The 19532-nt window shown below is 61.1% G+C and carries 17 protein-coding genes; 9 read left to right on the top strand and 8 right to left on the bottom strand.

Annotated elements, in window-relative coordinates; genetic code table 11:
* Positions 1–11 precede the first annotated feature (11 nt).
* Together QP884_RS08585 and QP884_RS08580 are read left to right on the top strand one after the other, a co-directional pair.
* Positions 12–917, top strand: a complete 906-nt coding sequence (locus tag QP884_RS08585) for a polysaccharide lyase family protein (RefSeq protein WP_284821713.1) — start codon at positions 12–14, stop codon at positions 915–917.
* Positions 918–1052: 135 nt separating this feature from the next.
* Positions 1053–2246, top strand: coding sequence for an amidase (locus tag QP884_RS08580; RefSeq protein WP_284821712.1), 1194 nt, complete (start codon positions 1053–1055; stop codon positions 2244–2246).
* Here QP884_RS08580 and QP884_RS08575 read toward each other — a convergent pair.
* Positions 2243–2752, bottom strand: coding sequence for a 2'-5' RNA ligase family protein (locus QP884_RS08575; protein ID WP_284821711.1), 510 nt, complete (start codon positions 2750–2752; stop codon positions 2243–2245). The two genes, QP884_RS08580 and QP884_RS08575, sit on opposite strands and share 4 nt — an antisense overlap.
* A 104-nt stretch (positions 2753–2856) precedes the next feature.
* Between QP884_RS08575 and QP884_RS08570 the strand changes: the two genes are divergently transcribed.
* From QP884_RS08570 to QP884_RS08545, 6 genes are all read left to right on the top strand, one after another.
* Positions 2857–4755, top strand: a complete 1899-nt coding sequence (locus QP884_RS08570; protein ID WP_284821710.1) for a fructose-specific PTS transporter subunit EIIC — start codon at positions 2857–2859, stop codon at positions 4753–4755.
* A gap of 529 nt (positions 4756–5284) precedes the next feature.
* Positions 5285–5857, top strand: coding sequence for a CAP domain-containing protein (locus QP884_RS08565; RefSeq protein WP_284821709.1), 573 nt, complete (start codon positions 5285–5287; stop codon positions 5855–5857).
* 212 nt (positions 5858–6069) lie between these two features.
* A complete protein-coding gene (locus QP884_RS08560; protein WP_239234953.1) occupies positions 6070–6831 on the top strand; it encodes a LamB/YcsF family protein in 762 nt (253 codons plus the stop codon).
* Entirely contained in the window at positions 6831–8405 is a 1575-nt protein-coding gene (locus tag QP884_RS08555) for a 5-oxoprolinase/urea amidolyase family protein (protein ID WP_284821708.1), read from the top strand. The genes QP884_RS08560 and QP884_RS08555 overlap by 1 nt, the downstream gene beginning before the upstream one ends.
* Entirely contained in the window at positions 8395–10176 is a 1782-nt protein-coding gene (locus QP884_RS08550) for an acetyl/propionyl/methylcrotonyl-CoA carboxylase subunit alpha (protein WP_284821707.1), read from the top strand. The genes QP884_RS08555 and QP884_RS08550 overlap by 11 nt, the downstream gene beginning before the upstream one ends.
* A gap of 68 nt (positions 10177–10244) precedes the next feature.
* Positions 10245–10865, top strand: coding sequence for a GntR family transcriptional regulator (locus QP884_RS08545; RefSeq protein ID WP_284821706.1), 621 nt, complete (start codon positions 10245–10247; stop codon positions 10863–10865).
* On the opposite strand, the gene QP884_RS08540 is transcribed toward QP884_RS08545, so the two are convergent.
* From QP884_RS08540 to QP884_RS08530, 3 genes are all read right to left on the bottom strand, one after another.
* Complete coding sequence (locus tag QP884_RS08540) at positions 10862–11632, bottom strand: putative hydro-lyase (RefSeq protein WP_284821705.1); 771 nt, start codon at positions 11630–11632, stop codon at positions 10862–10864. The genes QP884_RS08545 and QP884_RS08540 overlap by 4 nt on opposite strands.
* A complete protein-coding gene (locus QP884_RS08535) occupies positions 11632–12795 on the bottom strand; it encodes an NRAMP family divalent metal transporter (RefSeq protein WP_284821752.1) in 1164 nt (387 codons plus the stop codon). The genes QP884_RS08540 and QP884_RS08535 overlap by 1 nt, the downstream gene beginning before the upstream one ends.
* Positions 12796–12982: 187 nt before the next feature.
* Positions 12983–13885, bottom strand: coding sequence for a DUF559 domain-containing protein (locus QP884_RS08530; RefSeq protein WP_284821704.1), 903 nt, complete (start codon positions 13883–13885; stop codon positions 12983–12985).
* 251 nt (positions 13886–14136) lie between these two features.
* On the opposite strand from QP884_RS08530, the gene QP884_RS08525 reads away from it, so the two are divergent.
* A complete protein-coding gene (locus QP884_RS08525; protein WP_284821703.1) occupies positions 14137–15180 on the top strand; it encodes an RNase H family protein in 1044 nt (347 codons plus the stop codon).
* Between the two features lie 152 nt (positions 15181–15332).
* Here the strand turns inward: QP884_RS08525 and galK are convergent, their stop codons facing one another.
* Genes galK through QP884_RS08505 form a run of 4 tightly spaced genes read right to left on the bottom strand, consistent with a single transcriptional unit; the run spans position 15333 to position 19521 of the window.
* Complete coding sequence (gene galK / locus QP884_RS08520) at positions 15333–16532, bottom strand: galactokinase (protein ID WP_284821702.1); 1200 nt, start codon at positions 16530–16532, stop codon at positions 15333–15335.
* Positions 16525–17619, bottom strand: a complete 1095-nt coding sequence (gene galT, locus QP884_RS08515; RefSeq protein WP_284821701.1) for a galactose-1-phosphate uridylyltransferase — start codon at positions 17617–17619, stop codon at positions 16525–16527. Before galT ends, galK begins: the two co-directional genes overlap by 8 nt.
* The gene (locus tag QP884_RS08510) at positions 17619–17861 is read right to left on the bottom strand and encodes a hypothetical protein (protein ID WP_005322508.1); all 243 of its coding nucleotides are present in this window, start codon (positions 17859–17861) and stop codon (positions 17619–17621) included. The genes galT and QP884_RS08510 overlap by 1 nt, the downstream gene beginning before the upstream one ends.
* 10 nt (positions 17862–17871) lie before the next feature.
* Positions 17872–19521 carry a sodium:solute symporter family protein gene (locus tag QP884_RS08505; protein WP_284821700.1) on the bottom strand — a complete coding sequence of 550 codons (1650 nt, stop codon included), beginning with the start codon at positions 19519–19521 and terminating at the stop codon, positions 17872–17874.
* Positions 19522–19532 lie beyond the last annotated feature (11 nt).

The following is a 19532-nucleotide window of genomic DNA, read 5'->3' as shown; positions in this document are numbered from 1 at the left end:
GACAATTCATCATGGGACTTTTTAGCTCGCTTTCCTCTTCTTCCTCTCGCCGCGGTTCTTCCCGCAAGAGTTCTTCTGACCAGGATTCCTCTGCCCCAGCTCCTGGTGCGGTTGCTGCTCCGCCAGCCGCAACCGGTGTTCAGGCAGAGCCGCAGCTCATGGAAAATTACGTCACCTGGGAGCCTGCCTCCTGGGACGTCGTTTTGGATCACTACCGCGTCATTGGCACTGATCCCAATGGTGTAGACGTGTTGTTGGGCAAGACCATCTTTCCCTTCTTCCGCCACTCCCGGCGCGATGTTGCCGGTGAAAAGTGGTCTTATTATGTCAAGGTGGTTGATGCTGCCGGTGCTGAGTCCTCTCCTTCTGGCAAGGCGACGTTTACCTCCCTGCCTTCGGTCACTGCTGGCACAGCGCTAGCTACGATTGGTTCCTTTGACCGAAAGGGCACGGAGTTTCAGTACTCTCCAAAGGACTACAAGAAAATCGTCACCGCGCACCCAGACCAGACAATCACTGTTGGACCGGATGCTACGCCTGCCGACGTCCCCTATCTCCTCCCCGGCCCCGGGGATAAGTGGGCGGGAAGCAAGGCCTACACGCTGAAGTGGACGGTGAAATTGGATAAGCCCACCGGGAAGGCGGCACTGGCGCTATGGCTCATTGACACCACCAAGCTCGGCGGCATTCTCGACGTCACTGTTAATGACTTCCATAAACAAGTAGAGCTCCCACAGGGCGCAACGAAGGGATCACGCCAAGGCGATGCCAGCGGGGACCCGACCCCGCTGCGCCCCGCAGCAATCGAGTTTGATCTCGCCGAAGATACCCTAAAGGAAGGAGAAAACCAGCTGGTTTTCACTCTCCGCGAAGGAGGCTGGCTTGCGTGGGATGCACTGGGGATTTTTGTTAAGTGACACCACGCAGGCGGTGTTTTGCCTAGACTTGGAAAATTGTTCACCAGTTTCTGATGTACGGTAGTAACATCTGCATACTCTATCTACCCCGCTAGCATCGCTAGTCTCCGATGCTGAAAGGACTTAGCTCCCCTTATGCCTACTGTCTCTGATCGTCTAAACCGTGCCCAGCAGAATCATAATGCGGTGATTACCATCATCCCGTTTGATGAACACGCGGTGGATCTTTCGCCGACCCTCAAGGGGCTGCCGGTGGCGTTCAAGGACATTGTGGATGTGGCGTACGTACCAACCACCTGTGGCTCCAAGGTCAAAGCTGTCTGCACACCTGTGAAAGACGCGCCGGTGGTACAGCGTCTCACGGCCCAGGGCGCGCTGCCGGTGGCGAAGGCGAACCTGCAGGAGTTTTCCTATGGCATTTTGGGCGATGCCTCCGCGTACGGACGCGTTATCAACCCGCGCGATCCCGAAGTATGCGGCGGTGGGTCTAGCTCCGGGTCCGCCGCTTTAGTGGCGTGCGGTGCGCTCGACCTGACAGTTGGTTCCGATAGCGCTGGCTCGGTGCGCGTACCGGCCGCCTGCCAGGGCGTTTTGGGCTTTAAGCCCACCTTCGGGCTGATTCCGGTAGAAGGGGTCTTCCCCTTTGCCCCCAGCTTCGATTGCATTGGTTTCTTTGCCAGCTCCGTTGACCTAATTGAGCAGGCTTTTATCGCCACTGCGGATGAGGAACCGGCCACGGCGCAGGACATTTCATCTATTGATGTCACCGCGCTTAAGGCCAAAGGCGAACGCTTTGCTGAGCTCTTGGCGAAGCTGGAAACCTCGGACTTTGCACTCAGCGAGGGCGTAGATTTGGAAGAAACCATCGCCGCTACGGCCAAGCTCTATGAGCCGATGCGCCTGAAGGAAGTCTATGACGTCCACCGGCCGTTGCTGGATCAGCGCGATAAGTACCAAGACGTTATCTTGCAGCGCGTTCTGGGTGGAGAAGATATCAGCCAGGAAAACTATGACGCGGCTGCACAGGGCGTAGAGAAGCTGCGCGAGGAAGCACTTGCTCTGCTTGGCGACGCCTCCATTATCCTCACCCCTACCCTCGACTCCGGCCCCCTCAAGTGGTCCGATATCACCCCAGACAATACCGCAGAATCGGCCGCGAGCCTGCGGCGTTGGACCGAGCCGTTCAATGTGCTCGGATGGCCAGCTATTACCGTGCCGCTACGCGGCGAAGAGGAAGAAGGAGTGGGTGATGCGGTGCAGGTCGTCGGCAAGCCGGGCGAAGACCTGACCGTCCTGCGCGTTGCCCGCGCGCTGCAGGCCTTGCTCTAAGTCCCTGCTAGAAGGGTCTTTTCCTGCGTGCGCGGCCGCCAAAAGGCAGCCTCGACGGCGGTAAGTTCCTTGAAGTGCGCTGAGGTGAGCTCGTTCATCGCTTGGATATAGCCGGGGACCTCCTCGCGCGGCAGGCGCAAGCCCATGGTCAGGTGCGGGGTCCAGCGCGACCCTCGCCCGTCTGGGTTGGCGGCACTGATTTTTCTCGCAGCAATTTCTAGCTCATCAGTGGTCTCAAGGAGCCAGGCCACGGTCTGCTTGCGCTTGGTGCCAAAAATGACGTTTCCTACCCGGCGAAAATCTGCGGGGATGACTGCCGGCAGCAGCTGGGCCGCCAAGTCCACCACCTCCGGCTGCATTTCCGGGGAGAAAGTGATCGTGATGTGCGGGCGTTGCTGCTGGATTGGAAAGCCGCGCTCAGCAAGACCGGCAAAAATGTCGCGCACCTGATCTTCCTGCTTTTTCGGCAGGTAGAGCAAGATATTATCCGGCGATGCTTTACTCACGAGCGAGCGTTCCCTTTCTATAGCGGAGTGCCTCCAGCGTACCGGCCATCGAGTAGGCAACCTCCTCTTGTGTCAACGCAAACGATTGCCGTTTAATGAGAGTCATGAGCACTACAGAGTCATCGCCCCTCATCCTCGCCATCACGGCGTGTCCGACGGGCATCGCGCATACCTATATGGCGGCCGAGAACCTCGAGGCCGCAGCCCAAGAGCTGGGTTACCGCATCAAGATTGAAACTCATGGTTCCATCGGCGTCGAGGGAACCTTTAGCAAGCAAGACATCGACGAAGCCGACGCCATTGTCATTGGTGCCGATACGGTCATTTCCAAGGACCGCTTCCACGGCAAGCGTCTCGAGGCCACCGGCGTGGACGAGGCCATCAAACACCCAAAGGAACTGCTCAGCAGGTCCTTGAGTGCCTCGCGCTGGGAGGGCTCTTCCGAGAAGACGGAGGAAGAGACGCCTCGGAAAAATAGCGTAGGCCAAACCTTGTACAAGGCACTGATGAACGGCGTCTCGCACATGATCCCATTCGTGGTCACCGGTGGCCTGCTCATTGCGGTGGCACTGTCCATCGGCGGCACGCCCACGCCTGAGGGCATGGCAATTCCGGAAGATAGCTTCTGGAACACAGTCAATGAGCTCGGCGCTTTGGCGTTCTCTTTGATGGTTCCGGTGCTCTCTGGCTACATCGCGGTAGGCATCGCGGACCGACCAGGCCTCGCGCCTGGCCTTATTACCGGACTCATCGCCACCACCGGCTCGCTTTACGGTTCTGAGGCAGGTGCCGGATTCTTGGGCGGCATTGTCACCGGTATTTTGTCCGGCTATGTGGCTCTTGCCATTAAGAAGATTCCGGTGCACAAGTTCATCGCACCGATTTGGCCCATCATCGTTATCCCGATTTTCACCACGCTCATCGTGGGGCTCATCTTCATCTTGCTCATTGGTGCGCCGGTCTCGGCCGCGTTCGAGGCAATGACCAACTATCTCGCTGGAATGCAAGGCTCCTCCGTCATCGTGCTGGGCCTTATCCTGGGCGCCATGATCGCCTTCGATATGGGTGGCCCCTTCAATAAAACGGCCTTCCTCTTCGGCGGCGGTATGATCGCGGCCGGCAATGCGGCGCCGATGGGCATGGCGGCATGTGCGATTGCCGTACCTCCCCTCGCCGTGGGCGTAGCTACGCTCCTGCGCCGCCGCTGGTTTACCAAGGCCGAAAATGATGCGGGCATCGCCGCGTTGTTCATGGGATTCTTCGGCATCACCGAAGGCGCCATCCCGCTCGCGGCTGCACGCCCACTACAGGTCATCCCCGCCAATGTTGCCGGTGGTGCCGTAGCCGGCGCGCTCGCCGGTCTTTTCGGTGCACAAGACCACGTCATGCACGGCGGCCCGATCGTCGCGGTGCTCGGCGCGGTAGATAACGTCGTTGGCTTCTTTATCGCCATGCTTGCCGGCATCGCTGTCTGTGCTGGCCTTATTCTCCTGCTAGTGGGATTGACGCAGCGCAAGGATAAGCCGCTTGTTGCTGTCGATACGATTAGCCTCGATAAAGACCTGGGTTCTTCTAGCGAAGAGGTCATTCGCTCCATGGTGAAGCTTACTTCCTCCCGCATGTCCGATATGGAGGCGGTAGCTGGGGCTGCCTTAAAGCGCGAGTCAACCCGTTCTACCGGGGTAGGCCACGGCGTGGCCATTCCACACGCACGCTCGGCCGGCGTGAAAGTGCCCACCCTTGCCTTTGCGCGCCTACCCGAAGGTATTACATGGGGAGAAGGCGAGGAACCGACTAACCTTGCCTTCCTTATCGCTGTACCTGATAATGCCGGCAAGCAACACCTCAAACTACTCTCCAAGCTGGCGCGCAGCATTATGAAGGAAGACTTCCGCAACCAGCTTTATGGCGCACAAACCCGCAAGGAAGCAGCCGAGATCATTTCCTCGGCTCTTTCTCCTGCCCCAGCTTCTCAAGGGACAGAAACGCCCGCAAAGGCATAATACTTTGCTCAATGTGGCGCTCGGCGATTCATCGCCGGGCGCTTTTTTATTCTTTCTAAACCCCGTTCACCGAGCGCACAACGACGCCGAGAAACAACTGCCGGGCAACACCCATAGAAGCAAAGGACAGGTAGAGGTTAAGCAACCCAGTAAATCTCACGATCTTTATAGGTTCTACCAAGAAACGGACGAGTTTGCCTATGCCTGACTTAAAACTCCACCCTCATGACTCAAGTACGTACTGCTTCTCCGAGAATCTAAGATACTGACTAGAAACCACCCCCGTTGGGGAGGAGAAATACGCAACCGACTGAGGGATTTCAGGAGTTTCCTAACTCAGTTCGAGAAATAACTAAGAAGTAATTAGTTATACGGAACATCAACTTCAAATATTCTAATAATTGCTGTTCAAGTCGATTTTATCCGCTGGAATTGATTAACTTTTCAACAAAGGGGAACGGATTTTTCTGTTGATTCTCCCAGTTTCCCGCCTGATTCTCCGCCAGGTTACAGAAGAAAGGTTCCGCTCATGTTCACCCCTACTATTCGCTTCTCCACCAAAAAATTTGTAGCCCCTGCCCTTGCAGCAGCCATCGCTGTGGGATTTTTCGTTGCACCTGCTGAAGCCTCCAGCTCCCTAAGTTCCTCGGGCAACTTTAATGGCGCGAACCTTCCGGTGCCGACGCTAAACCTTCCCGCCGCGCCGGCCACAGCAGCAAAGCCCGCCGCCCCGGCTTCCAATCGCGTGCAGAGCATCATCAACCACACCAACGAATACCGCCAGGCGCACGGCCTGCGCCCGGTTCGCGCTAATGCCGCACTCAATGGGCTGGCTCAAGATTGGGCCGACCAGCTGGTGCGCGCGGATAAGCTCAGCCACCGCCCACAGCACTGGAACCACTATCCTGCCAATATCCCAGCTGGTGGCGAGAATGTCCTGCAGGCGTGGAGCGACTATTCCGATGCCCTCCTGGTCAAGCTTTGGTACGAATCCCCGGGTCACCGCAAGATTATGCTGGACCCACGCGCCAAGACCATCGGAGTCGGCGTTGCCATTAACTCTGAAGGCAAGCTCTACGCTGTCCAAAACTACGGCCGCTAAAGATTGCACAAGCTAGAACCTTCGGACCCTTGGGCTCTAGCAGGCCACGCCGCCTCCTCCCGGACCTCGTACCCGGGGCGGGGCGGTTTTCTCGTGCCTGGGTGGGGGTGCGCACGCGGGTAAATGAAACGTAACCGCCTTCACAAATGGCAGTGGCGAGGGTTACACTAAAGGGCATTCGAATTGTTCAACAATCTTAAGGACGGTGTTGAATGTCCTCGCTCCATATCGATCTCAATGCGGATTTGGGAGAAACCACTGCGGGCAATCCGGTCGCAGATGACGCGGCGATGCTGGAAATGGTGTCCTCCGCAAACGTGGCTACCGGCTTCCATGCGGGCGACCCACACTCGATTGCCGGCACGCTCAAGGCGGCAGCAGAAGCAGGCGTGACCGTAGGCGCGCACGTGGGTTATAACGACGCCGCAGGTTTCGGCCGCCGTTTTATCGATTACAACCCAGATGAGCTTGCAGACGAGGTGACCTACCAAATTGGCGCGCTCGACGCTTTGGCCCGTGCCAATGGCACCAAGGTCTCCTATGTGAAGCCGCACGGTGCGATGTATAACGCAATCGTGAAAGATGAGGCACAGGCAGAAGCCGTCATCAAGGGCATTAAGGCCTTTGGGGACTTGCCGGTGATGCTGCTGCCAGGGGGTGTAGCGGTGGACGTCGCCAAGCGCAGCGGGCTTACCGTCATCCGTGAGGCCTTTGCGGACCGCAACTACAACCCCGATGGCACGCTGGTCTCGCGCAAGGAGGCCAATGCGGTGCTGGGCAGCGCCGATGAGGTGGTGCAGCGAGTACTTGAGGTGGCGCAGACCGGGTCGATTACGGCCGTGGATGGCACGAAGCTCGAGGTGGATGCGCAATCCGTATGCACCCACGGCGATTCGCCCGGCGCGGTGAAGCTGCTGCGCGGCGTGGTTGAACGCCTGCGGGAAGAAGGCATCGAGATTCGGAGCTTTATCTAATGCACATTAATTTTGTGGGCACGCGCGCGTTGCTCATTGACCTGGATGGATTGAACCAGGTCATGGATTGGCACGCGGCGCTTTCTGCCAAGCCTTTGAAGAATCAGGTGGACTGCATCGCGGCCGCCACCACCCTGCTGCTCACGTTTGAAGCGCCGGATTCGGCGCGCGATGCAGCGGAATTCCTGCAGGATTTCTCCCCTGCCGCCGCGACGGCTGCGGAGGCCCGAACGGTAGAAATCGATGTGCTCTATGACGGCGAGGATGTGGACGAGGCCGCGGACCTGCTGGGCCTTTCGCGCGAAGCGCTCATTAACTGGCATACCTCTACCGAGTGGACCGCGGCATTCGGTGGCTTTGCCCCTGGCTTTACCTACTGTGCGCCGTCGGAGCCCTCCCAGGCGCGAGCCGTGCCCCGCCGCTCCAGTCCCCGTACCGCGGTGCCGGCCGGCGCCGTAGGTATCGCGGGCGAGTTTTCCGCGGTGTACCCGCGCGTTTCCCCGGGCGGCTGGCAGTTGCTGGGTACCACCAATACGCCGATGTGGGATTCCAATGCTAACCCGCCGGCTTTGGTGCAGCCCGGTGACCGCGTGCGCTATCGCAGCGTGGATAAGCTGCCGGAGCTTGTTGATCACTCTGCCCGCTCGAAGCGCGCCCCTGCCCGCTTGCCGCGCATGGAGGTTATCGATGCCGGCCTGCTTACCCTCTACCAGGACTTGGGCCGCCCAGGTGTGGGCGATCTCGGCGTGACCCCCTCCGGTGCTGCCGACCGCGCCGCGGCCGCGACCGCCAACGTGGCCGTGGGCAACCCGCGCGGGGCAACGGTGCTGGAAAATATCGGCGGCATTAAGCTCCACGCGCTCACCGATACCGTCATTTGCGTCACCGGCGCGACCGCGCGTGTGCGCCTCGGCGAGATGCCGGTTCACCTTGCTCGCCCCGTGCTGGTCACGGCCGGGCAAACCGTCACGGTAGACCCCGCAACGGTGGGCATGCGCAATTATGTGGCCATCCGCGGCGGCATCATCGCCGAATCCGAGCTCGGCTCCGCGGCCACCGACGTCCTTTCTGGCCTGGGCCCGGACCCGGTCACCACCGGCGATGTCATCGGCGTGCTGCCGCGCTCTACCGGCATGACCGACGCCCAGCTGGTTAACCCACTGCGCGTGCGCGAAAGCTCCGACGGCAAAACTCGCGCCACCTTGCGCTGCGTGCTCGGACCGCGCGATGACTGGTTTGGCGATAATGTTTCCGCCTTCCTGGATACCGAATGGACCGTCACCTCGGATTCCAACCGCGTGGGTCTGCGCCTCGATGGCGAAGAACCGATTGAACGCGTCAAGGACGGCGAGCTCCCTTCCGAGGGCATGGTCGCCGGCTCCATCCAAATTCCGCCCAATGGCAAGCCCGTGGTCTTCCTCCGTGATCACGCCGTGACCGGCGGTTACCCCGTCATCGCCACCGTATTGGAAGAAGATATCGATATTGCCGCGCAGCTGCCACCCGGCGCGCGCGTGAACTTTGAACTCGTAGCACCCCAAGCCTTGAACACTGGAGAACAGAATGCAGATTAAGACCGTCCTCATTGCTAACCGCGGCGAGATTGCCGTGCGTATCGCCCGCGTCGCCCGCGACCTGGGCATTAAATCCATCGCCATTTATTCCGAAGCAGACGCTGGCGCCCTGCATACCCAGGTAGCGGATGAAGCCTATGCTCTGCCGGGCAATACCGCAGCCGATACCTACATGAACGTGCCCGCGCTGCTTGATATCGCGGTGCGCGCCGGTGCCGATGCCATCCACCCGGGCTACGGCTTCTTGTCCGAGAACGCCGACTTTGCCCGCACGGTTACCGAGGCCGGCATGATCTGGATTGGCCCGTCGCCGGAGTCCATCGAGTTGCTCGGCGACAAGATCGCTGCGCGCCGCGTGGCCGAGGAAGTTGGCGCGCCGCTGGCACCGGGTACCTCCGATCCCATCGATGACTGGCAGGAGGCCCGCGCCTTCGCCGAAGAGCACGGCCTGCCCATTGCCATCAAGGCCGCTTATGGCGGCGGCGGACGCGGCTTGAAGGTCGTGGACAATATGGAAGAGATTGAGGGCGCGTTCAACTCCGCTGGGCGCGAGGCCATGGAGGCTTTCGGCCGAGCGGAGTGTTACGTGGAGAAGTTCCTCACCCACCCGCGCCACGTCGAGGCCCAGGTGCTGGCCGATACGCACGGCAATGTGCGCGTGCTCGGCACCCGCGATTGCTCCACCCAGCGCCGCTTCCAAAAGCTCATTGAGGAGGCTCCGGCGCCCGCGCTTTCCGACGCCCAACGCAACGGCATCATCGAAGGCGCGCGCTCCATTTGCTCCAAGGTGGGCTACACCGGCGCCGGCACCGTGGAATACATCGTTTCCGAGGACGGCACCATTTCCTTCCTCGAGGTCAATACTCGTGTGCAGGTCGAGCACCCAGTTACCGAGGTAGTCACCGGCACCGATATCATCGCCGAGCAGTTCCGCATCGCGGCCGGCGAGCCACTGTCTTTCGATGAGGATCCGCAGTCCCACGGTCACGCTTTTGAGTTCCGAATCAATGCCGAGGACATCCTCAATGGCTTCGCCCCGTGCCCCGGCACCATCGTCTCCTTCGAGCCGCCGACCGGCCCGGGCATCCGCGTTGATTCCGCTGTGCGCTCTGGCTCCATCATCCCGCCGTACTATGACTCCCTGATTGCCAAGCTGGTGGTGTGGGGCCCGACCCGCGAAATCGCCCTGGCCCGCGCCCGCTTTGCCCTGCGCGAGTTCACCGTCACCGGCGTGCGCACCGTGCTGCCGTTCCACCGCGACATGATGGATGAGCCTGCACTCATCGGCACCGCCGCCCCAGCAGACGATGCCGCTGCCGCCGGCGCCTCCGAGATCGGTGTGTTTACGGACTGGGTGGATCACAACTACCGCCCGTCTGCCGCCAACCAGGTGGAAAAGGTCGAGGCTATCTACACCCAGCGCCGCACTGTGGCCGTAGAAATCGACGGCAAGCTGGTCAACGTCGGCGTCCCCGTGGACTTCCTCGCCGCGCCGGGCGCCGGCTCGGCCGGTGGTTCTGCCTCCACCGCGCCGTCTTCGGCCGGTGCACAGTCCACCGATGACAATGCGGTCACCTCCCCGTTCGAGGCCAACCTCGTGGCCTGGAACGTTGCGGACGGCGATACCGTGGCCGAGGGCGATGCCATCGCCACCGTCGAGGCCATGAAGATGGAATCGGCCATCAAGGCTCCGCGCGGCGGCACCATCAAGCTCCTTGCCGCAGAAGGTGACCGTCTGGATTCCTCCAAGGTCATCGCGACCATCGATTAGCGCTCACACCATCGTTATGTACCTCATTTTCAATGTGAGGTGCATAACTTTTTAGTACAGTTGTGGTCATGCTTTCCCAGTCTGTCGCCTCCGAGCTGCGCGAGGCCATCTCCGCCGGCGAGTTTCAGCCGGGCGAGCAGCTCAGCGAGGTCAAGGCGGCCGAGCGCTTTCACTGCTCGCGCAATACCCTCCGCGAGTCTTTCACTAGGCTTGCCGCGGAGCGCATTGTCGAGCGCATCCCCAATCGCGGCGTCTTCCTCGCCACGCCCGACGCAGACTATATCCGCGACCTCTTTGCCGCCCGCGCGGCCATCGAGCCCGCAGCAGTGCGGTGGGGCGCTTTTGCCGACGCCCCCTCGCTCGTCACCCTCACCTCCTCCGCCTTCGACTACGCGGCACGCGGCGAGCACCAGGAAGTCTCCGCCATCAACCAGCGCTTCCACCGCACGCTGGTCGCCGCGCTGGGCTCGCCTACGCTCAATGATCAGATGGATAACCTTCTCGCCCGCATGCGGCTCACTTTCCTGCTGGCCATCCCGCGCTACCCGCAGCTACATGCGGACCACATTCAAGGAAATATCACCTTGGCCACGCTCATCGCGGATGGAAAACGCCACGAGGCCGCCACGCTTGCACATGACAGCCTCATGAATACCTGCGAGAAAATCCTCGCCGTGCTGGACGATTAAGGAATAAGGAAGTCTTGATCGCGGGCGTTGGTCACGAGCATCTGGCCCGGCGCGTGCGTAATAGCTAAGCGCGGCTTAGATTCCATCACGATGGCCTGCGGGGTCACACCACAGGCCCAAAAGACCGGCAGGCAGCCCTCTGGCACTTCGCCTGGATCACCAAAGTCCGGGCGGTTCAAATCCTCAATGCCAATGGCCGCCGGGTCACCCACGTGGACCGGGGCGCCGTGGACCGATGGGTAGCGGGAGGTAATCCGCACGGCATCGGAGACCTGCGCAGCCGGAATCGGGCGCATGGAGACCACCATGGGGCCGGAAAAGATACCGGCCGGGGTGGTGGGAATCGTGGTTTTAAACATCGGCACGTTGCGCTGCTGAGCAATGTGCGCGACCTCAATGCCGTTATCCTGCAGCGCAGTCTCGAAGGTAAAAGAGCAACCGATAAGGAAGCTGACCATGTCTGGGGTGTAGTACGAGGTGGCGTCGGCAAGCGTGGCTGTATGCTCGCCGTTTTCAAAGACGCGGTAGGCCGGAATATCGGTGCGGATGTCCCCACCCGGCAGCAGCTCGGAGGTGTGCTGACCCTCTTCCAGCACGCCCACAATCGGGCATGGCTTGGGATTTCGCTGGGCAAAGAGCAAGAAATCAAACGCGTATTCCTGCGGCACGGCCAGCAGGTTAGCCTGCATGAAGCCGCGGGCATGCCCGGCGATGGTGGCCATGTCATGGCTGCGCGCATACTCGCGCACCTGCTCCGGGGTCTGCATTATGCCCACAGCTCGGTAATGCCGGAGAAAGCATTGAAGCCGATGAAGATGGTGAGTACCCACGCCAGGACGCCGATAATCAGCAACCACTTGGGATACTTATAGCCCTGTAGGAGGTCGCGGCGGAACCAGGCTACCCACATCACGAGGGCGAAACCGATGGGCAGGATCAGGCCATTGATGGCGCCGGCGAAGATGAGCAACTTCTGCGGCGCGGAGTTGATAACCACGAAGACCACCGTGCACACCGCAATGAAGATGATGGTGAGGATATTGCGGGTGCGCGTCGAGGTATCCTGGGAGGTCACGAAGGATACCGAGGTATAGGCGGCGCCGATAACCGAGGACAAACCGGCCGCGAAGAGGACCACGCCGAAGGCGCGCAGGCCAAACTCGCCGGCGGCATTGTAGAAGGCATCGGCCGCGGTGTTGTCGTCCGAGAGCGCCACGCCGGTGGCTACCACACCGAGAACCGCCAAGAAGAGGAGCATGCGCATGATGCCGGTGACCACGATGCCGCTTACCGAGGTATAGGTAATGTTCTTGACGTTTTCCACGCCGGTGTGGCCGGAATCGATGAGGCGGTGCGCGCCAGCAAAGGTGATATAGCCGCCCACGGTGCCGCCGATGATGGTGGTGATGACGAAGAAATCGATTTCGCCCGGCGCGACGGCATTCTTGAGCGCCTCGCCCACCGGTGGCTGGCTGACCACAGCAACGTAGAGCATAAGCAAGATCATGACCGCGCCCAGGACCGCGACGAGACGGTCAAGCGCCATGCCCGCCTTCTTGGAGAGGAAGATGAAGATCGCGATGGCTGCCGCAATGACGCCGCCGATGCGCGAATCGATGCCCAGCATCGCGTTAATGCCCAGGCCAGATCCGGCGATATTGCCGATATTAAAGACCGCGCCACCGATGAAGACGAATACGGCAAGCACCCAGCCCAGGCCAGGGAGCACGGTATTGCCCAAGGTATTGGCGCGCATGCCGGTCACGCAGAGAACTCGCCACACATTGAGCTGGATGGCGATATCAACGAGGATGGACAGCATAATCGCAAACGCGAAGGATGCGCCCATCTGCACGGTAAAGACCGAGGTCTGGGTCAAAAATCCCGGACCGATGGCGGAGGTGGCCATAAGGAACATGGCACCAGCCATGGCGCCGAGGCCCTTAGGCGGGGTCTTGTCCCCCGCCTGCGCCGGAGTGGCGTGTGATGTCTCAGCACTCACTAGATTCCACCTTTCGTGATGCAGGTCGCATTAATTTGTGATGCGCATCATCTTAAAGGTTGCTATGCCTTTTGTTCAACAACTTTTATGCGTTGTGGGGTGGCGCGGGGGTGATCTAGGCTACTTTACTGCCGCGTTTTCCCAGGTGGCTAGCGATTATCCGCAAAGCCTCGTCCGGCGCTTTCATATCGCTGGGGCCAAAGCGCAGCACCACGTATCCGCGGTTTTCTAGCGCTCGCTGCCTCTTTATCTGCTGCTTGACCACGTGGGCGGGTGCCTCGCCATAGGTGCCGTCATACTTGGCATCGCCATCGACCTCGAGCACCAGCCAGCCATCGAGGCAGAGATCCGCCCGATATTTCCCGAGCAACGGTTTCTGCGGCTCAATTTTCGCCTGCGGGAAACGCTCAATAATGAGGGCTCGCAGATAGGACTCATAGGGCGATTCCGATCCGCCATACGCGTGCTCGATAACCTTACGCATGGCTGCTTGTCTCCTCGTGCGCCGCATCTTTGCTAGTTCTTCGTGCAAGTCATATGTGGTGACGTCGTGTTGTCTGAGGGCAGAATCGGTAGCTACCAGGCCATCTGGGAATCCGTGTAGCCGGGCGATTTCGAGGCAGGTGCGGGCAGGATTCGTGGCGCGCACACCCGCTATCGACACCGTGGATTCTTGGAGGGACTTTACCCGGCGGTACCGGTAGCCTTTCGCGGTGAGTCTGCGTGGGGGAACGCTTCCCGAAGGCACCGCTAACTCCACCTCCTCCCCTTCCCTAGAAATCACCCACATTCCCCATAGCCGCGCGGCCGATTTGCTGATGAGGACGGCGCGGTGGGTGCTCCACCCGGCAGCGACTACTTTGGCGAATTGTTGTTTATGGCGCACCCATTGCCTCCAGGTGGCTGTGGGAACGGCGATCCAGGGCGCTATCTGGGTGAGCTCACCGCGCTGGAGGGCTAAATGGTGCGGACTTTCGGCTCCGGCGTAACGAAGGTTGATGAAGTGATCTGTAATCATGGTTTCATCCTCGCGGCTGGCGGGGCGGGGCGCGCTTCATGAGGCTCAGGAAGGTGAATTTCCGAGGACCTTGAGTGAGGGGCGGAACTTTAGGTCCAAGGTGATCGGGCCGAATTGAGGGCGTTGAGGCTGAATTGAAGGCGGGTTGCGCTCAGATCGGCTCGATCACATTCGACCTAAGGAGAAGTAGTTCAAAGCGGCGGTGTGGGGGATAAGTCAGCAGCGCGGTTGACCGTGCTTTACTAGAGATAATGGAACCCATCGAGCTCTCAGAACTAACCGGTACGCAATCGCGTACCTACGGCACCCGCAAGATCACCTCGGACATGGTCTCGGCACCAATCCATGTTGCGGTCGCGCTCTGGGACGAGCGTTGGGATTCCGCCCCCAACGGCACCATCGAAGGCTGGGTCATCGCGGTCAATACCAAGCAGACGCGTTTTGTGCGCCGCGGCCAAACGAAGAAGGGCGATATCGTCGATATCGCCGTGCGCGAGGTCAAACGCGCGCTCAAGGGACTCGACGGACGAGTGTGGATTGTCACTGGTCGCAGGCAGAATGCGTTGCGAGCGGCACTCACGGCTGACGGTTTCACGGTGACGGGAAGCTTTGCGGGAGAAAATAGGGCTTCGAAAAGCGCGAGCTCTGTGCGCAGAAAACAAGCCGGCCTGACCGCCCGGAAGGCCCGCAAGATGGGTGAGGCGCCGAAAAAGAAGCAAGCGACACAGGTAGAGACGCCGAAAGCACACTGGTGGCCGAACTTCTCGCGCGCCTCCTCGTGGGCCGAGGGCGACGTGGTGCGCATAGCCACCGATGCTTCCTCGGATACCGTATTCAAGGGGTCGATGTGCTTCGTTGCGGGAAACGGCGACTACCGATTGCGAACTCGAGAAACCAAGGCGAGCACCGATGAGCTCGAACTCGAAGCACTGACGCTCGCGCTGAAATACCTGCTCAAGGTGGGTGCGCGCAAGGCGGTCATTGAGTCCGATTCCGTAGCCGCTTTGGAGGCGGTCGAGCAGATTGTGCATAAGCGCGGCTCTAAAGCATCGCGGCCGGGGCGCACGTGGCGAGGGGTGTCTTCAGGTGCGCGGTCGCGATTCCAGCAAGCTTGGGGCGATATCCAAGGCCAATGCGAGGTCGACATTCGCCGTGTGCTCGGGCATGCGGGCGATCCGCTGAATCGGGCGGCCGACCAGATTGCGTACATGGGGTTGCGCGCGATTGCGCATCCGATGAAGCAGTCTCGCGAGACGCTGTGCGAGGGGATTCAGAAAGCTCTCTCGGCGTTGTGAGCCGAACGCTTTGGGCCTTGGGGGCAGGCTTAGGACTGATCTGATCAGGCCGAATTGAGGGAGTTAAGGCCGATCTGAGGCGGCCCAGTCTTCAGATCAGCCTGATCAGTATGGACCTAACGACGAGAGGCGCGCTGGGAAGGAGGCGGAGCTTAAGCCAAGCGGCGGGCGCCGTCTCCCGGGCGGGCCACCAAGAAGGTGGGTTCTGGGAAGCCGCGGGATGCTGCAGCATCGTAAATGGCCTGGGCGGTGGACTCCACGGCGGAGCGCGGGATGAGCGCGATGACGGCGCCGCCGAAGCCGCCGCCAGTCATGCGGGCACCGAGTTCACCGGCCGCTGAGAAGGCGGAGTCGAGTTCCGGAGTGGTGACTTCGTAAAGGTCGCGCAGGGAAATGTGGCTTTCGCGCATGAGGCGGCGGAACTCTGCCGGGTCGGACGAGTTGAGCGCGGTGGCGGCGGCCAGGGTGCGGTCGGTTTCGTCCACCACGTGGCGCACGCGACGGCGGTAGAGTTCAGCCTCCTGGGGGTTGACGGTCGCGGCGAAGGCGACGGCATCTGGGATTTCGCGGATGGAGCGGCCGGCGGCAGCCTGGACGGCGTCGATGATGCCGCGGCGGGAGGCGTATTGGCCGTCGGAAAGCGTGTGCGGCGCATTGGTGTCCGCGATGAGCAGCACCATGTCCTGGGCCTCGATATTAAACGGCACGCGCTCGACGGCGCCGGTGGAAAAGTCCAGGAATAGCGCCTTGCCGCGCTGGCCGAACAGGCTGGCATTCTGGTCCAAGCCGCCGGTAGAGGCGCCAACCACTTCGTTCTCGGCGCGGATGCAAGCCTGGGCTAGCTGCGCGCGGGCGGCGTCATCGGGGGCGTTGCCGTGGCAGAGCTCGTAGGCGGCCACTGCCACGGAGCACTCAAGGGCGGCGGAGCTGGACAGGCCAGAGCCGACGGGGACATCAGAGACGATGGCAATATCGAGGCCGGTGCAGGTCAGGACATCCGCCGCAGTGGCGGCCCAGATGGTGCCGACAACGTAGCCGGACCAGTTGGAAGGGTGTCCGGGGCGGACTTCGGAGAGTGGGAGGCTGGCCTGGGCAACGCTGCCGTCGTATTCGGAGGCTATCCGGAGAAGGCCATCGGTGCGGGGCGCGACGGCGACGGCGGTGTTTTGTTCCAGCGCAAAGGGGATGGAGGCGCCGCCGGCGTAATCGATGTGCTCGCCGATGAGGTTGACGCGGCCGGGAGCAGCCCACACGCCGGCGGGCTCGGACGCGTCCGAGAAGGCAGCGGCGAAGAGGTCGCGGGCTGCGGCGACAAGCTCCGCATCGCTGCGGGTGTCAATCCAGTTAAGCATCCCAGATCTCCTTAAAGCGGGCGGCGATGCGCTCCGGGGTGGTGTCATTGATCCACACGGCCTGCGAGGACTCGGAACCGGCGAGGTACTTCATGCGGCCGGGCGAGCGCATGAGCGAAAAGAGCTGCAGGTGCATGCGGATGCCGGGGCGCAGTGCCTCGTCCACCGGCGCTTGGGTCCAGCCGGCGATATACGGGGTCTTGTCCACGCCATCGAAGAAGCGGTCCACGGCGGAGTACAGCTTCTTGAGGAGGGGCGCGAGGTCGGCGCGTTGGGCGTCGGAAAGCGCGGCAAAATCGGGGACTTCCTCGTTGGGCAGGACCATGGCTTCCAGCGGCCATTTGGCGGCGGCGGGAACGAAGACGGTGAAGTGCTCGGTTTCAGCGATGATGCGGGTGCCGGCGGCGCGCTCGCGATCGAGGAGCTCATGGAAGAGATCGCCGTCATAGGTGCGGGCGGATTCCACGATGGAGCGCAGGCGCGGGGAAAGGAACGGATAAGAGTAGATCTGGCCGTGCGGGTGTTGGAGGGTCACGCCGATTTCCTCGCCGCGGTTTTCAAAGGGGAATACCTGCTCCACGCCGTCGATCTGGGATAGCGCGGCGGTGCGGTGAGCCCAGGCCTCGATGACGGTGCGGATGCGCGATTCCGGCAGGTCCTTGAAGGATAGGGCTGGGTCCTCGGTAAAGCAGACCACCTCGCAGCGGGCGCGGGCGGGAAGGCGCGGCACCATGCCGAGCAGGTTATCCTCCTCCGGATGCTCGATGTCCGCGGTGGTGGCAAAGGACGGGAAGCGATTTTCAAAGACCACCACGTCATAGCTGGGGCTGGGGATCTCCGTGGGGAGCTGGCCTTCGCGCGTGGGCGCCAGCGGGTTTTCGTTGGCCGGTGGCAAGAAGGTGCGGTTCATGCGGTGGGCGGCAAAGGCCACCCAATCCCCCGTTAGGGGATCCCGGCGCATTTCGGAAGCGGGGGCGACGGTGGGGATGTCGCGGGCGTCGACAAGCACGCGGTCGGGGTGGGGCTGGTCGTCGAAGTAGAGGATCTCGCGGCCGTCGGCAAGCGTGGCAGAGGTAATCTCAACCATTAGTTTTCTCCTGGGATGGTGATGGGCTTCAGGCGTGCCCACAGCACAAAGGCGGCGGCCACGGCCAGCAAAGCAAGGCTTGCCCATAGGTTATCGCTGGCGTTCTTAGCCTGCCCGGTATCCGGGTTGATGCCTGGGTCAAGGAAGAAATAGCAGCCGAGCAAAATCAGGCCGTAGAGGCCGAGGAGTGCGGCGATGACGTTGCGCAGGTCGAATGCACCCGCGCGCTTTTTCTCAGACATGTTGGGCTCCTTAGGCGAAGATGACGTTGAGGGCTACGGCCATCACCAGGCAAATGATGCCCAGCGGGACGGTCTGCTGGTACCACGGCAGGGACTTTTCGGTGTAGTCCTCAAAGTGGTCCTTGGGGGTCACGGAAGAGACGAAGCCAACCAGCTCGCTATCCGGCTTGGGCTGGGTGAACAGGGTGACCACGATGGATACCAGGATATCCACCACGAAGGCCACGCCAGCCGCCACGAAGGCCGTGCCCTGGCCTGGCAGGTTGATGAGGTCTGTGAAGGACGCGACGTACCAGAAGGCAATGGCAGAACCGGTACCGGCCACCAGCCCCGACCAACCGGCGTGCGGGGTCATGCGCTTCCAGAACATGCCCAGAATGAAGGTGGCAAACAGCGGCGCATTAAAGAAGCCAAACAGGGTTTGCAGGTAGTCCATGATATTGCCAAAGTTCTGCGCCAGCAGCGCAGTGAAGATGGCAATAGCGGTGGCGATAATCGTGGCGATGCGGCCGAACTTCAGGTAGTAGTCATCCTCGCGGTCCTTGACCACGTAGGTCTGCCAGATGTCATAGGAGATGACGGTATTAAAGGCCGAGATATTCGCGGCCATGCCGGCCATGAAGGAAGCGAGCAGGCCGGCAATCGCCACGCCCAGCAGGCCATTGGGCAAAAGGTCGCGCATGAGCAGCAAGATGGCGTCGTTGGGCTCCGCGCGCTCCTCTATCAAATCGGCCACGGATACGGAGGCGACCATGCCCGGAATGACCACGAGGAAGGGCACGAACATCTTGGGGAAGGCGCCGATAATCGGGGTCTTGCGGGCGGCCGAAATGGAATCGGAGGCCATGGCGCGCTGTACCTCGACAAAGTTGGTGGTCCAGTAACCGAAGGAAAGCACGAAGCCGAGGCCCAGCACGATGCCGATGACGGACCACACTGGGTTCTCAAAGCCGGAGATGTCCGTGCCCGGCCACGTGTGGAAGTGCGATTCTTGGGCCACCGCGTCCTTCAGCCCGTTCCAACCGCCAACGCGGTTCAAACCAATGATGGTCAGCGGGGCGAGTGCGGCGACGATGACGAAGAACTGGAGGACCTCGTTATAAATGGCGGCCGAAAGGCCACCCAGGGTGATATAGGACAGCACGATGAGGCCGGCCACGAGCAGCGATACCCACATCTGCCAGCCCAGCAAGGCTTCGACGATGGTGGCCAGCAAGTACAGGTTCACGCCGGCAATCAGCAGCTGGGCCACGGCGAAAGAAATCGCATTGACCAGGTGCGCGGCATTGCCAAAGCGCTTGCGCATAAACTCCGGCACCGAGCGCACCTTGGAGCCGTAGTAGAACGGCATCATCACAATGCCCAAAAAGACCATGGCCGGGATGGCGCCGATCCAGAAGTAGTGCATGGTTTGGAAGCCATACTCCACACCGTTGGCGGACATACCGATGATTTCCACCGCACCTAGGTTGGCCGAGACGAAGGCCAGGCCGGTCACCCAGGCGGGCAGTCCCCGGCCGGAGAGGAAGAAGTCGATGGAGCTAGACACTCGGGCCTTGGCGGCCCAGCCGATGCCTAGTACGAAGAGGAAGTAGATGGCTACCAAGAAGTAGTCCACCCAGGAGGCATCGAGCCTCAATACGGATTCAGCAGTCTCCATGGCTGACCTTT

It is taken from the genome of Corynebacterium tuberculostearicum, assembly GCF_030229345.1.
Lineage (GTDB): Bacteria > Actinomycetota > Actinomycetes > Mycobacteriales > Mycobacteriaceae > Corynebacterium > Corynebacterium tuberculostearicum_G.
The sequence above is the reverse complement of the archived record's forward strand: the minus strand, read 5'-3'. Positions and strand labels throughout refer to the sequence as shown.